This is a genomic window from Stenotrophomonas cyclobalanopsidis, assembly GCF_008710035.1.
Lineage (GTDB): Bacteria > Pseudomonadota > Gammaproteobacteria > Xanthomonadales > Xanthomonadaceae > Stenotrophomonas > Stenotrophomonas cyclobalanopsidis.
Genome location: NZ_VYKI01000039.1, coordinates 1 through 14,724, shown reverse-complemented (window position 1 = coordinate 14,724; position 14,724 = coordinate 1). Strand labels below are relative to the sequence as shown.

Sequence of the window (14,724 nt, the reverse complement as noted above, 5' to 3'; positions counted from 1 at the left end):
CGCCACGGTAAGGTGACGCACTTGCGCCAAACTTTCCCGAACCTTGCGCGAAGCTTGCAATGCGAATCCTGTTGATCGAAGACGACGCGGCCTTGGCCGACGGCCTGGTACGCGCCCTGCAGGGCGCCGGCCATCTGTGTGACCACCTGGCGCAGGGCCTGCTGGCGCCGGCGGCACTCGCCGCTGCACCGTATGACGTGATGGTGCTGGACCTGTCGCTGCCCGATGTCGATGGCCTCGACCTGCTGTCGCGCCTGCGCGACCAGGCCATCAGCCTGCCGGTGCTGATCCTTACCGCACGCGATGGCGTGGAGGACCGCATCCTCGGCCTGGACCGGGGTGGCGACGACTACCTGGCCAAGCCCTTCGCGCTGGGCGAACTGGAAGCGCGGCTGCGCGCGTTGGCACGACGCCGCAGCGATGCACCCGCACAGAAGCGGCTGGGCCGTCTGTGTCTGGACAGCATCCGCCAGGAGGTGCAGGTGGACGGCCAGCGCATCGAGCTGACCGCACGCGAGCTGGCCCTGGTCGATGCGCTGATGCAGCAGCCCGGACGCACGGTGACCAAGCAGCGCCTGTTCGACGCGCTGTACAGCTGGGACCACGAGGCCAATCTCTCCGTGATCGAAGTGCACGTCAGCCGCCTGCGCCGCAAGTTCGAACAGGCCGGCGCGGATGTGGGCATCCGCATGCTGCGTGGCCTTGGCTACCGGCTGGAGGCCATCGATGGTTGAGCGCGTGGCGAGCCTGCGTGGGCTGCTGCTGCGACGACTGTGGCTGCCGCTGCTGGTGCTGCTGCTGTGCAGTGCGGTGGGCTCGTTCGCCCTGGCGCGCTACTTCGCAGGCCAGGTATACGACCGCTGGCTGCTGGACTCGGCGATGTCCCTGTCCGAGCTGGTGAAGGAGCAGGAGGGTCGCGCGGTGATGGACGTGACGCCGGCCATGTCTCGCATGTTCACCTGGGACACGGTGGATGAAGTACATGGCGAAGTGGTAGATACCAGCGGCACGCGGCTGTACGGCGATCTGGCTGATGCGCTGCCGCAGCCCGCGCAGGCCGCCGATGAAGACGCGGTCTACTACGATGCGCGGCTGCGCGGGCAAGCGGTGCGCATGGTGGAGGTGCTGGTGCCAACCACGGGCGGGCATCAGGTGCGCCTGCGCGTGGCCGAGACCCTGCGCAAGCGGCACCGGCTGGAGCGCAAGCTGCTGATGACCAGCGTGCCGTTCCAGGCCGCGATCCTCGCGCTGGCGGCGTGGCTGGCCTGGTCAGGCACCGGCGCGGCAGCGCGCCATGCCAACCAGGTGGCGCGGCGACTGGCGAGCCCGCGACCGGACCCGCTTGCGCCTCTGGACCCGCAGCAGGAGGCACCGCGCGAGCTGTGGCCCGCGGTGGAAGCCTACAACGCATTACTGCAGCGGCTGGATGCAATGCAGGCGGCGCAGCGGCGCTTCGTCAGCAATGCCGCGCACCAGCTGCGCACACCGTTGGCGGCGATGCAGGTGGAGCTGGAGAGTTCGCTGCGGCAGCAGGATCCACAGGCGCAGCAGCTGGCGCTGTCCGGAACGCTGGCCGGGTTGTCGAGGCTGCAGCACCTGGTCAACCAGCTGCTGCTGCTCAGCCGTTCGGAGGATGCACAGGGCGCTTCGTTGCCGCTGCAGGCGCTGGACGTGGCCACGTTGGCGCGCACCGTGGTCGAGCGCTATGCCGACCGCGCGCTGGCTGCCGGGGCGGATCTGGGATACGAGGGGCCGGACGAAGGCGTGCCGGTGCGGGGCGATGCGCCCTTGCTGCGCGAGGCGCTGGGCAACCTGCTGGACAACGCGCTGCGCTATGGCGCCGTGCGCGGGGTGATCACCCTGGCAGTGCAGCGCGATGAGGACGGTGTGCAGGTGTGGGTGGATGACGATGGTGCCGGCATCGATGAAGCCGAGCGCGGCCGCGTCACGGAACGGTTCTACCGCGCCAGCAGCCAGGGCGATGGCTGCGGGCTTGGCCTGGCCATCGTGGCCGAGATCGCGCAGCGGCATGGCGCGACGTTGGACATCGGCAGCACGCCGATGGGTGGCGCACGGGTAGGCATGCGGTTCCGCAGCGGGTAGAGCCGAGCCCAGGCTCGGCTGCTTCTGGCGCGGTATCTGAGCCGAGCGTGGGCTCGGCTCTACAGCTTCCGCCGCCGGGCGTGGCCCGGCGCTGTCGTTACCGTGGCCGAGATAGCACAGCGGCATGACGCCGCGCTGGAGATCGGCAGCGCGCCGATGGGTGGCGCACGGGTGGGAATGCGGTTCCGCGCCCTGTAGAGCCGAGCCCATGCTCGGCTGCCTCTGGCGCGGTGCCTGAGCCGAGCGTGGGCTCGGCTCTACAGGTTCCGCCGCCGGGCGCGGCCCGGCGCTACCGTTACCGTGGCCGAGATAGCACAGCGGCATGGCGCGACGTTGGACATCGGCAGCGCGCCGATGGGTGGCGCACGGGTGGGCATGCGGTTCCGCACCCTGTAGAGCCGAGCCCATGCTCGGCTGCCTCTGGCGCGGTGCCTGAGCCGAGCGTGGGCTCGGCTCTACAGGTCCCGCCGCCGGGCATGGCCAGGGGCTACCGTTACGGCGTTGACATCGAGTACGGCGCCTGCGCGCCCTGCCCCGGCCATTCCTTGTTCGGCTCGGCCTGCATGGTGAAGGTCAGCTCACCACCGGCGAGGATCTCGTCATGGCGCAGGAAGGTGCGCTGCAGCGGCTTGCCGTTGAGGCTGACGCTGCCCACGTAGGTGTGCTTGTCGTCCAGGCCGTTGGCCACGATGGTGAAGGTCTTGCCGTTCGGCAGGCGCATCGCGGTCTTCGGCAGGAACGGGCGGCCCAGGATGTACTCGCCCGAACCCGGTGCCACCGGGTAGAAGCCCAGCGCAGTGAATACGTACCACGCCGACATCTGGCCCACGTCATCGTTGCCGGCCAGGCCATCGGGGCGATCGGCGTACTGCGTGTCCATGATCTGCTTCAGGCGTGCCTGGCTGCGCCAGGGCTGGCCGGCATACGAGTACAGGTAGGCCACGTGGTGGCTGGGTTCGTTGCCATGCGCATACCAGCCGATCAGGCCGGTGATGTCTTCCATGTGCTCGAAGATGGACGGATCGACCTTGGCGTTGAACACCTCATCCAGCCGCGCCAGCAGCTTGTCGCTGCCACCATGCGCTGCCGCCAGGCCGGCCACGTCCTGCGGCACATACCAAGAATACTGCCAGGCGTTGCCTTCCGTGTAGTCGGTGCCGTAGCCGCTGGCGCTGGGGTCGAACGGCGTGCGGAAGCTGCCGTCACGCTTGCGCGCGCGCATGAAGCCGGTGTCCTTGTCGAACGCATTGCGCCAGTTGCCGGCGCGCTTGTCGAAGGTGCTGGCCACGTCAGCCTTGCCCATCGCCTGCGCCATGCGCGCGATGGTCCAGTCGTCGAAGGCGTACTCCAGGGTCTTGCTCGCAGCCTCGCCTTCCTCATCGATGGGCACGTAACCCAGCTCGCGGTACTGCGCGATGCCATCGTAAGGGCCGTAGTTCGCCGTCTCGACCATCGCCTTCAGTGCTTTGTCGGCATCGAAACCACGGATGCCCTTCACGTACGCATCGGCGATGACCGGCACCGCGTGGTAGCCGATCATGCACCAATCTTCCAGGCCGTGGAACGACCACACCGGCAGCATGCCGTAGGGGCTGTGGTCGTGGTGGGCCAGCATCGAGTTGATGAAATCGCTGTTGCGCTTTTCCGGCTGCACCAGGGTCAGCAGCGGATGCAGGGCGCGGTAGGTATCCCACAGCGAGAAGGTCGAGTAGTTGGTGTAGCCCTCGGCCTTGTGCACCGCATTGTCGGCGCCACGGTACTGGCCGTCGGCATCCATGAACAGCGTCGGGCCCAGCAGGGTGTGGTACAGCGCGGTGTAGGCGCTGCGCCGTGCATGCTCGGGCGCGTCGATGTCCAGTACCGACAGCGCCTTCGTCCACTCCTGCTTCGCCTGCGCACGCACCCGGTCAAAGTCGAAGTCGGCGACTTCCGCGTCGAGATTGGCGATGGCACCGGCCTCGCTGACAGGCGAAATCGCCACCTTGACCACCAGCGGTGCATCCAGCTTGCCGAAGTCGAAGGTGCCGACCAGCTGACGGCCCTCGATCTGCGCCCGCTGCGCCGGGTCCTTCTCTCCCGGGGGCGCGAAACCCTTGTAGAGGATGTCCTTCTCGGTGTTGTGCAGCTCGTGGCTGGCCAGCGGCCGCGAGAAGCGCATGGCGAAATACAGCTGTCGGCCCGCCGCCCAGCCCCGCGTTTCGCGGAAGCCGGTCACGGTGCCATCGTCACGCACGCGCACCCGCGACCACAGGATCTTGCCCGGGTAGTCGTACATGCTGGTGCGCATGTCCAGCAGCATCTTCGCGTCGGCACCCTTGGGGAAGGTATAGCGATGCACGCCCACGCGGGCGCTGGTGGTCAGCTCGGCGCGTACCTTGTAGTCGTCCAGGGTCACGGCGTAGTAGCCGGGCTCGGCCTTCTCGTCGTCATGGCGGAAGCGCGAGGCGTAGCCACTGCGCGGCTTTTCCGGGTCACCGCGCTCCAGGCCCGGTTCGCCGGTGAACGGCATCACCAGGATGTCACCCAGGTCGGAATGGCCGGTACCGGAGAAATGCGTATGCGAGAAGCCGACGATGCTGCTGTCGTCGTAGCGGTAGCCCGCTGCCCAGCCATAGGCCTTCTCGCGCGGCTGGATGCGGGTGTCCGGGCTGAGCTGGACCATGCCGAAGGGCACGGTGGCACCCGGGTAGGTATGCCCTTCCCCGCCGGTGCCGATGAAGGGGTCGACCGAGGCATAGGCCTTGTCGGCGGCGGACTTCGGCGTGGCGGCCGCGCCTACGCCGGAGGCGAGCATGGCAGTGGCGGCGACGGCGATCAGGAGGCGACGGTCCAGCAGGGGCATCGGCATTTGGATCGATTCAGGTGATGGTCAGGAGCGTAGCATCACGTCCTATGCTCCGCATGTTGCGGCGCAACTGAACCGCTCCCTACACGAGAGAACTCGTCCAATTTCATCTGCAACTTTTTGTATATCCGCCGGCGTGGCCGATCGTGAGACTGATCCCCACTTTACTGGCGCGGCCGAGCGGCACTCGATCAGGGCCGTTGCACGCCGTCCGAATGCGGCCTTCGCCGCGCAGACCTCGCCTTGAAACCCCGGATCACACCAACTTCACGATGTCTTAGCAGAACTACGGAATCGCGCAGATGGTATGCGTGCCTCCCGGAAGTTACGCCTCAACAGGAGTCTTGTCATGAACGACGCTGTCCGCCGTTCCCTCGCACTGGCTGTGGTCAGTTCGCTTTCCCTGTGCGTTGCAGTACACGCCGCCACGCTTCGGCCGGGTGAATCCGCTCAGGTCGGGCCTGCTGATGCAGCTGAAAGGTGGTCTCTCTACAACGCCACGCTGACGCTTCTGCCAGGGGCGTCGGCATTGGCAACATTCGCGTGGGACAATTCCCATGTTGATATTGATGGCGCCACGCTTTTCGATGCAGCGGCAGCCCAGGCTCTCCTTCTCCAGAACGGATCGAGCGCCAGCGTCCGCGGCACCACCCTTCGCTCGGACAGCGGTAGTGCCGCCGTGCTCGGCGCAGACGCGACGGCCCTTTTCCAGAACTCCACCCTCGAGGCCAATGGAATGGGACTGAATCTGGCACGAAAGGCATCCGTCGTTGTCACCGGTTCGCGTATCCGGGCCACCGGCACTGGCACAGGCAGCCCCACCAGTAATTTCAATACCGGAAACGGCATACAGTTCACCAGCCTTGCCACTGCGCGTGTTGACGGCGGCAGCGAGATTTTTGGCAAGAGCCACGGAGTGGTGTTCACTACCTTCTTCGGCACCACGCCCGGCCCAACCGGCACCAGCGCGCTGGTCGTTGACGCGTCCCATGTTGAAGGCGCCACTGGTGCAGCGTTCTATGTCAGCCAATACCCCACGCGTGACACTGCGGTTGCCGCTGACATCCTGCTTCAGAACGGTAGCACCGCCACGGGCGGCAACGGCCGCATTCTTGAGACCAACGGGAACGCGGAAGCGACGTTCACCGCGGACAACTCCCGGCTGGCTGGCGATATCGTCAACGGTGCTGGAGCCATCATCAATGTCACCCTGCGCAATGGCTCCGCCCTGACCGGCGTGATGAGTAACGTGACCCGGGCAAGCGTGGACAATGCCACGTGGAACATGACCGGCAATTCCACGGTCGGTGCGCTGAGCCTCGGCAATGGCGCCGTCTCCCTAGGCGACGGCTCGGCCTTCCACACCCTCAATGTGTCAGGCAACTTCACCGGGGCTGGTGGCACCCTCCTGTTCAACACCGTGCTGGCCGGCGACGACGCTGCCAGCGACAAGCTGGTCATCGGTGGTGATACAAGCGGCACTGCCAACGTGCGCGTCAACAACGTCAGCGGCGCCGGCGCGCAGACCAACCAGGGCATACAGCTGATCCAGGTCGGCGGCGCGTCCAACGGCCAGTTCTTCCTGGCTGGCCGCGCCGTGGGTGGCCAGTACGAATACTTCCTGAACAAGGGCGACGGTACCGATGGCAACTGGTACCTGCGTTCGGTACTGCCGACCGCGCCGGACCCGTGCGATACCGACCCCACCCTGCCCGATTGCAACCCAGTGCTGCCGGGCCCGGATCCGGACCCGGTGCTGCGGCCGGAAGGGGGCGCCTACTTGGCCAACCTGCGCGCCTCGCAGGACATGTTCCGCATCGGTTACCACGACCGCCACGCCGGCCAGAACAATGGCCGCGCCTGGGCCCGCGTGGATGGCTCCCGTCAGGGCTTCGATGCGGCCAGCCGCCAGCTGGACATCCACGGCAACAGCCAAGCGCTCACCGTCGGTGCCGACCTGTGGCGCGCGGCCAACGGCAGCGGCGTGGGCATGATGCTGTCGAGCGGCAATGCTACCAGCACCTCCACCAACCCGCTCAGCGGCTACTACGCCCGAGGCAAGGTAAAGGGTGAAGCGCTGGGCATCTACGGCACCCTTCGCGCCGGCAACACCGTCGACCCGTACGCCGGCTTCTATCTGGATGGTTCGGTGCAGCGGGCGCAGTTCCGCAACCGCGTGGAAGGCGTGGGCCTGGAAACCGAGCGCTATGACAGCCGCGGCTGGCAGGGTGCTGTGGAAACCGGCTACGCGTTCCGTCTGGGCGGCAATACCAACAGCAGCGTGTTCCTGGAACCGCAGCTGCAGGTGGGCTACAACCGCTGGGATGACACCCGCCACAACGAAGTGAACGGCACCGTGGTCACCACCGATGATGCTAATGGCTTGTTCGGCCGCGTGGGCCTGCGCCTGTCCGGCGTGACCCGCTGGGAAGGCCGAGCAGCGCAGGTGCAGCCGTACCTGGCCGCCAACTGGCTGCACAGCCGTGCAGACTCGCAGGTGCGCATGGATGGCGAGCTGGTGGATGCACGCATCCCGCGCAGCCGCGCCGAAGTGAGTGCCGGTGCCTCGGTGAAGTTTGCCAACGGCATGGGCGTGTGGGGCGGGCTGTCGCGCCAGCAGGACAGCGGCTACCAGCTCACCAGTGCGCAGATGGGCCTGAGCTACAGCTGGTAAGACGCTTTTGGCGTTGTTCTGCGGCCCCGGCGTGTGTGCCGGGGCCGCTTTCTTATCTGGATGTTGGGCGCGACCCACCAAGCACAGTGATGCTAGATGTGTGTATTGCACCTTGAAGTGCCGCAATCAGCCCGTTAGCGAGGCTGTGCATGAAAGCGCTCTTGGCAGCGCTGCGGATGAGGCCGCGCGATGATCGAAAGAGAAGCTGGCTTAACTGCAAACGCTGGGTGCAGGATGACGGTGCAGTGGCGTAACCACTGCCGGGCGTGGAACCCCGAAATGAAACAAGAGGACTGCTTGCCGTGACTACGGCGGGCGGTGCGCGGCGGCCGCATGGCCCACCGGCTCTTTCCTCTTGTTTCAGCCGAAGTTCCAACCGCGTATCGCCCGCCACCTACCGGTGGCCCACTCTTGCAGGAGCCATCGCATGTCATCTGAAGCACCCACCGTGACCCCCGAAGTGGAATCGCTGTTCTTCCGGCTGGAACACGCCCTGTATACCGCCGAAGGCATGGCGACGATGATCTATGAGAACGAACCGCCGGACCCGGCGGCGCATGGCCGGCCGGGCTACAACGTGCACAAGGTCAGCTCGGCCATCATTGCCATCAGCCAGCGCGGCCGCCGGTTGCTGGGTGAACTGCGTGCACACCACGGCCCCATTACGTTGCATTGAGGCGTGGCGGGTGGGGTCGAGCTTGCGCGACTGGCGTTGCCTTGTGTAGAGCCGAGCCCATGCTCGGCTGGGAGCACAGTCGAGCATGGCTCGACTCTACAAGAGCAGTCGAGCATGGCTCGACTCTACAAGAGCAGTCGAGCGTGGCTCGACTCTACAAGAGCAGTCGAGCAAGCTCGACTCTACCGCAGGCCGTCGCTGACGCGCTGCAGCGCCTGCCGGTAGCGCCGGCTGCCGAACAGGCCGCGCTGCAGGGTTGTGCGCAGCGCCAGCACGTCCTCATCGTCCGGCTGCTGCGCGCAGGCGCGTTCGGCCCAGAACACCGCGCGGTCGAACTCGTGCTCGCTGCGTGCAGCGTAGTACTGCGCCAGCATCCATGCGGCCTGCGTCCAGGCCTGGCCGCCCCAGAATTCGAGGGAGTCCAGCAGGCGTTGCAGGCGACCTTCGGCAGGCACCTGCGTGCGCAGATAATAGCCGACGCCGGCCACGCAGCTGCGCACCCGGCGCTGCAGGCGCTCGCCCCATTCTTCTTCGGTCGCCGCCAGCTCCAGGCAGCGCAACTCGCAGGCGTTGGACAGATGCACCAGTTCGTCCACATCAATGCCCGCAATGCCGCCCTCCTCCAGCCCACGGTCGTAGACCAGGCTGAGGTTGTAGAGCGCGCGGCCACTGTCCTGCTCCGCTGCGCGGCGGTACCACTGGATGGCCAGCGCCGGATCGTAGGCCGGCACATGCTCGAAGTAGTGGTAACCCAGCGCGGCCTGCATTTCCGGGAAGCCCAGTTCGGCACCAACCTGCGCCATGTGCAGCAGCGCGGTGTGCTGCAGCGTTTCGTCGAAGGCGTAATAGACGTCGTTGAACGGGCAGTCCGCGCCAGGCGCTGGCACCGCCATGAGCGCCGCCGCATGGCGCCAGGCTGCCTCGGCCTCCGCCGCATCGGGCGTCACGCCGCACCAACCGGTGTCGCGCAGTGCACCTTGCATCACCGCTGCCCACGCCGAGCTGCGCCACTGCCGCGCCACGACCGGCGCCAGCCACTCACCCATGCCGGTGGCGGCGGCCGCGTGCAGCATGCGCATCAACTGGGGGTCATCAAAGCCGCGCGGCACGCTGGGATCGGCCGCCTGCGCATAATGCGCAGCAGCCATGTCGGTGTTGTCCACCCGCGATGCCAGCTCGGCCAACTGCAGGTGGATGCCCGTGCGCTCCGGTGCCGACTGCGGCTGCGCCAGCAGCTCCATGCCGCGCGCGAACGCCTGCTCCACCGCGCCGCGGTTGCCGGTATCGATGCTGTCCACGTCGATGGCGTCCAGCCAGGCGATCATCCGCAGCTGGTTGCGCTGCGATGCGTCCAGGCCTTCGGCCAGGGGGCCATCGGCCAGCGCCAGGATCTCTTCATGGCTACCGCCCCAGCGCGGCGTGCGCAGGCGCGCGTAAGTGTCCAGCAGCGGCAGGGCGTGACCTGCGGCCTGCAGACCCATCTGCAGCCAGGCCAGTGCCGGCTGCGGCGAAGCCTCGTCGCTCGCGATCGGGTCACCCTCCTCATCCAGTTCCGGCGGCGGCGGAACCGCAGCAGACCAAGCGGCAGGCATCTGCGCCGGCAGGTCTGGCAGGCGCGGCGCCTCGGTCATCCACGCGCCGAGCAGCGCCTGCATGTCGCGCCACGGGCCGGCGCCATCGGCGGGATGGAAGCCATCGTACATCCAGTCGCTCATCCACACCGGCACACCAAACGCGGCCACGCTGCGCATCAGCTGGTGCAGCAACGGCCAGGACAACGGCCCGCGGTCGGCCAAGGCAATGGCGTGGACAAACAGCGCGGTCTGCGCGGCATGCACGCTGGACCAGGCGCCCTCGCCCAGCGATGACGTCCAGCCGGAGCCGCGCAGATCGACGGCGATGCGATCCCACACCAGGGCGGCCAGCAGCAACGGTGCATCGGCTTGCGGGGCCTGCTGTTGCCATGCTGCGAGGGCTTTCCACAGCGCGATGATAGACAGTGCCTGCGGCGGCGCAAGCAGAGCCAATGCACGTGCACCGCCCTCGGCGTCCTGCGGTGCCAGGAGGTCGGGCAAGGCGGACTCGATGGCCTCGAAGCGATGGGCGAGCAGGTCACCCCAGATTGCGGGTGCGGCGTGACGCCGCGGGGATTCAGCGGGAAGCGGAGAGGTCATCGGATTTCAAGCAGAGCGACAGCACCGGCGGATTATAGCGCTGCGGCGGGGCTGCGCTCCGGGTTTGATCGGGTAGTGGTCACGCTTGCTTGACCGTTCTTGGCGACGTAGATCCAACCAGAAGCCGAGCATGGGCTCGGCTCTACACAGATCCAAGCAGGCGTGGTCGAGAGCAAGCTCGACGCTATGTCGGCAGGGCCGCCACCAGCGTGGACAGATCCGCGCTGCTCACTGGGCGCACCACGCGCGCCACTTCCTGGCCGTCGCGCAGCATTACCACCGTCGGCCACAGCTTCACCTGGAAGGAGCGGCCCAATGGCTTGCCTTTGCCATCTTCAATTTTCCAATGGGGCAGATCATGCGCATCCACGAAGGCCTGCAGCGCCGGCTGCGCGGCCTGGCAATGGCCGCACCACGGCGCACCGAACTCGATCAGCAGCCAACCGGCCTGCGCATCGACATCGCTGCGGGCCGGCTCGGCAGCCTGGTGGTCGCGCATGAAGGGCATGGCGTTACGCCGCCAGTGCGCGCTGGATGTCTTCCAGCGTTGCGTTGGTGAAGTTCTTTGCAAGGTCATCCAGCAGGCGCGCCTGCGTTTCCTTGTGCAGCAGTGGACGGATGCGGCCCAGGGTGATGGGATCGGCCACCAGGATCAGGTGCGAGTAGCGGTTCTTCAACGCATCCTCGTTCAGCTGCTCGGCCACCTGCTTGGCGAACGTCGCTTCGTTGAGCTGGGAAATGGACATATCCTTCGGCACGGCACCCGCAGGCCCCTGCCCCGACACGCCCTGCTCGCTGATGTCCTGCAAGCGCAGCTCGCCCTGCTGCTTCAGCGTCAGCTGATGATCGGTGCCGACGTTGGTGAACACGCGCGCCGAGCCACCATCGGTGACGACGACAAGGGTACCTTCGGGAATGCGACGGGTCATGCGATGCTCCGGTTGCGTTGGTTCGCCACCACCGTAAAGGCTGCGTTGTGAGCGGTGCGGCCACACTGCGTCCACAGCATGTCATCGCTGGACGCATCATCGCAGCGCCCACATGAACAGGCACGCTGGGACACAGCGTCCGCCCCTCAGCGCTTCGCTGCATGTTCACGCTGTAACCGTTATCATGCACGGATGATCGACACGACGTACTACGTGACAGGCACGCCTGTTACGTGGGAAGCACGGCCGACCGGCGTATCGCTTGCCACACCCGCCCCCACCCCAACATTCCTTCGCCGCGCGCAGGATCCGGGTGGATGACACCGCTCAGGCGTGGTTCTTCGCTGCTTCTCACGATCTGCACCCTGCCCGCCTGAACTGATCAGCCTGCGCTGATCGGCGGCAGCCGCCATCGCGGCTGACCCTGAGCTTCGACCTTCACCAGCCCTCGCCGATCCACGGCGTAGTTTCCCGTGCGTGGTCTTTTCCCGTACGTCCTGGTCCAGCGTGGACCGTCCGCACCGATGCCCCTGCGCCAGTTGCGCCAGCGTCGCCGTTTCCGATTCCCGGGACACACCACACCACTTATTCCGCACTCCCCTCCAAGAACAGAAAGGACGTCCCATGCAGGACACCCCCGATGCCCATGCCCATTTCGGCTGGTTCAAGCGCCGCCGCCACCTGAAAGTCGACGAGATCACCGTCGTTGACAAGCCCATGCTCAAGCGCGCCGTCGGCGCCGCTGCACTGGGCAACGCGATGGAATGGTTCGACTTCGGCGTCTACGGCTACCTTGCCGTGACCATTGGCCAGGTCTTCTTCCCCTCCAGCAACCCCACCGCGCAAGTCATCGCCGCCTTTGCCACCTTCACTGTGGCGTTCTTGGTGCGCCCGCTGGGCGGCCTGGTGTTCGGCCCGCTGGGCGACCGCTACGGACGGCAGAAGGTCCTGGCCTTCACCATGATCCTGATGGCCCTGGGCACCTTTTCCATCGGCCTGATCCCCTCCTACGAGCGCATCGGTATCTGGGCGCCAGTCCTGCTCCTGCTTGCGCGTGTCGTGCAGGGCTTCTCCACCGGCGGCGAGTACGGCGGTGCGGCGACCTTCATCGCCGAATACTCCACCGACCGCAACCGCGGCCTGATGGGCAGCTGGCTGGAGTTCGGCACGCTGGGCGGCTACATCGCCGGTGCAGGCACCGTCACCGCGCTGCACATGCTGCTGAGCAGCGAGGACATGCTGGACTGGGGCTGGCGTATTCCATTCCTGGTGGCCGGCCCGCTGGGCCTGCTCGGCCTGTACATGCGCATGAAGCTGGAAGAAACCCCGGCCTTCCGCGCCTTTGCCGAAGAAGCCGAGAAGCGCGAGCACGACCGCCCGGGCCTGGGTGACCTGTTCCGCGTGCATGGCCGCCAGCTGCTGGTGTGCATGGGCCTGGTGCTGGTGTTCAACGTGACCGACTACATGCTGCTGACCTACATGCCCAGCTACCTCAGCGTGACCATGGGCTATGCCGAGAGCAAGGGCCTGCTGCTGATCATCATCGTCATGCTGGTGATGATGCCGCTGAACATCGTCGGCGGGCTTTTCAGCGACAAGCTGGGCCGCCGGCCGATGATCATCGGCGCCTGCATCGCGCTGCTGGTGCTGGCCGTGCCGTGCCTGCTGCTGATCGGCAGCGGCAACGACTGGCTGATCTTCCTGGGCCTGATGCTGCTGGGCCTTGCCCTGGTCTGCTTCACCAGTTCTATGCCGTCCACGCTGCCGGCGCTGTTCTACACGCCGGTCCGTTACAGCGCGCTGTCGATCGCCTTCAACGTGTCGGTCTCGCTGTTCGGCGGTACCACGCCGCTGGTCACCGCCTGGCTTGTCGAGCGCACCGGCGATCCGCTGGTGCCTGCCTACTACCTGATGTTTGCCGCGGTGATCGGCCTGATCACCATGATGTTCGTGAAGGAGACGGCGAACATGCCGCTGCGCGGTTCGCCGCCAGCGGTGGCCAGCGACAGGGAAGCTGCCGCCCTGCTGAAGAGCGACGTGCCGGTGACGGTCGACCCGACCCTGCCGCCGCTGCCCGAGGCCGGTGACGGTGAGACGACCAAGCCGGCCTGATGCACTGCAGGCGCCCGCGCATGGGTCGTGAAAGCGGCCCATGCCGGCCCTGCACTGGCGGATAACCGCTATGGCGCATGCTGGCTTCATCCCTGATGGAGCCAGCCATGCGCACGCTACTTCCCCCCGTTTCCTTCCACCCCGGCATGGAGCAGCCAGAGGCTGACGAAACCGAGACCATCGACGCGCTGCGCGAGGTGTTCCTCGGCATGGCCCGCACGGTGGCCGCGGCCGAAGGCCATGCGCATCGTGCCGTACATGCAAAAGGCCAGGCGCTGCTCAAGGCCAGGCTGCAGGTTTCTGATGGCCTGCCACAGGAGCTGGCACACGGACTGTTCGCTGTGCCTGCAACGTACGAGGCGCTCGTTCGTTTTTCCTCGCCGCCCGCCGAACAGTTGCCGGACACGGTGTCCACCCCGCGCGCCATCGCCATCAAAATTCTTGGTGTGAGCGGCGCCCGCGTCGCGGAAAGCGAAGAACAGCACAGCCAGGACTTCCTGATGGTCAACGGCCCGGCCTTCACCAGCCCGGGTCCAAAAGGCTTTCTCCGTTCAACAAAGCTGCTGGCGGCAACCACCGAGCGCATGCCGCGAACCAAGGCAGTGATTTCGGCCGCCCTGCGCGGCGGGGAACGGCTGCTGGAAGCCGCGGGCGGCGGCAGCGGCAAGATCAAAGGGATGGGCGGCGAACCGCAGACACACCCGATGGGGGAAACCTTCTTCAGCCAGGTACCGTTCCGCTTTGGTCCCTACGTGGCCAAGTTCTGCCTGCGTCCTGTCTCGGCGACCTTGCAGGCACTGGAAGGTGCACCGGTAGAGAACAGCGAGGACAGCCAGCGCGATGCCATCCAGGAGGCGCTTGCAAGCGGTCGCGGCGATCTGGTCTGGGAGCTGTGCGCGCAGCTCTGCCGGGATGAAGAAACGATGCCCATCGAGGATGCCTCGGTGGAATGGCCGCAGGAGAAGAGCCCGTTCGTGGCCGTGGCCGAGCTGCATGTTCCGCCCCAGGTGAGCTGGGATGATGCGGAATCACCGGGCGTCGAGGATCGCCTGGCGTTCAGTCCATGGCATGCGCTGGAAGCACATCGGCCGTTGGGTGCGCTGAACCGCGCACGCAAGGTCGTCATGGCCGCCTCGCGTGCGCACCGGTCGCAGCACAACCGGTGCCCGCTGCACGAGCCCGTTGCAGGCGCATAGTAGAGTCGAGGGTGG

General features: G+C 66.6%; 11 protein-coding genes. 6 read left to right on the top strand and 5 right to left on the bottom strand.

Features of this window, described 5'->3' with window-relative positions:
• The first annotated feature begins 59 nt into the window (after positions 1–59).
• Entirely contained in the window at positions 60–734 is a 675-nt protein-coding gene (locus FJU31_RS18215) for a response regulator (RefSeq protein ID WP_150455992.1), read from the top strand.
• Positions 727–2,103 (top strand): sensor histidine kinase, encoded by a 1,377-nt coding sequence (locus tag FJU31_RS18210; protein ID WP_150455991.1) that lies wholly within the window; start codon positions 727–729, stop codon positions 2,101–2,103. The genes FJU31_RS18215 and FJU31_RS18210 overlap by 8 nt, the downstream gene beginning before the upstream one ends.
• 493 nt (positions 2,104–2,596) lie before the next feature.
• Here FJU31_RS18210 and FJU31_RS18205 read toward each other — a convergent pair whose 3' ends face one another.
• Positions 2,597–4,951, bottom strand: coding sequence for a GH92 family glycosyl hydrolase (locus FJU31_RS18205; protein ID WP_150455990.1), 2,355 nt, complete (start codon positions 4,949–4,951; stop codon positions 2,597–2,599).
• A 322-nt stretch (positions 4,952–5,273) separates the two neighbouring features.
• On the bottom strand, positions 5,274–5,861 hold the full coding sequence (locus FJU31_RS19525) for a hypothetical protein (protein ID WP_246161451.1): 588 nt from the start codon (positions 5,859–5,861) through the stop codon (positions 5,274–5,276).
• 3 nt (positions 5,862–5,864) lie between these two features.
• On the opposite strand from FJU31_RS19525, the gene FJU31_RS18200 reads away from it, so the two are divergent.
• On the top strand, positions 5,865–7,622 hold the full coding sequence (locus tag FJU31_RS18200) for an autotransporter family protein (RefSeq protein WP_246161449.1): 1,758 nt from the start codon (positions 5,865–5,867) through the stop codon (positions 7,620–7,622).
• Between the two features lie 427 nt (positions 7,623–8,049).
• A complete protein-coding gene (locus tag FJU31_RS18195) occupies positions 8,050–8,298 on the top strand; it encodes a hypothetical protein (protein ID WP_150455988.1) in 249 nt (82 codons plus the stop codon).
• A 182-nt stretch (positions 8,299–8,480) separates the two neighbouring features.
• On the opposite strand, the gene FJU31_RS18190 is transcribed toward FJU31_RS18195, so the two are convergent.
• The 3 genes from FJU31_RS18190 to FJU31_RS18180 form a co-directional block, all read right to left on the bottom strand.
• Positions 8,481–10,373: a DUF4034 domain-containing protein gene (locus FJU31_RS18190; protein ID WP_188115534.1), complete on the bottom strand. Its 1,893-nt coding sequence runs from the start codon at positions 10,371–10,373 to the stop codon at positions 8,481–8,483.
• Between the two features lie 283 nt (positions 10,374–10,656).
• The gene (locus FJU31_RS18185; RefSeq protein WP_150455986.1) at positions 10,657–10,980 is read right to left on the bottom strand and encodes a thioredoxin family protein; all 324 of its coding nucleotides are present in this window, start codon (positions 10,978–10,980) and stop codon (positions 10,657–10,659) included.
• 4 nt (positions 10,981–10,984) lie between these two features.
• Positions 10,985–11,401, bottom strand: coding sequence for a baeRF12 domain-containing protein (locus FJU31_RS18180; protein ID WP_150455985.1), 417 nt, complete (start codon positions 11,399–11,401; stop codon positions 10,985–10,987).
• A gap of 624 nt (positions 11,402–12,025) precedes the next feature.
• Here FJU31_RS18180 and proP point away from each other — a divergent pair.
• Positions 12,026–13,513 carry a glycine betaine/L-proline transporter ProP gene (gene proP, locus FJU31_RS18175; RefSeq protein WP_150455984.1) on the top strand — a complete coding sequence of 496 codons (1,488 nt, stop codon included), beginning with the start codon at positions 12,026–12,028 and terminating at the stop codon, positions 13,511–13,513.
• 107 nt (positions 13,514–13,620) lie between these two features.
• Entirely contained in the window at positions 13,621–14,709 is a 1,089-nt protein-coding gene (locus tag FJU31_RS18170; protein ID WP_150455983.1) for a catalase family protein, read from the top strand.
• The last annotated feature ends 15 nt before the right edge of the window (positions 14,710–14,724 follow it).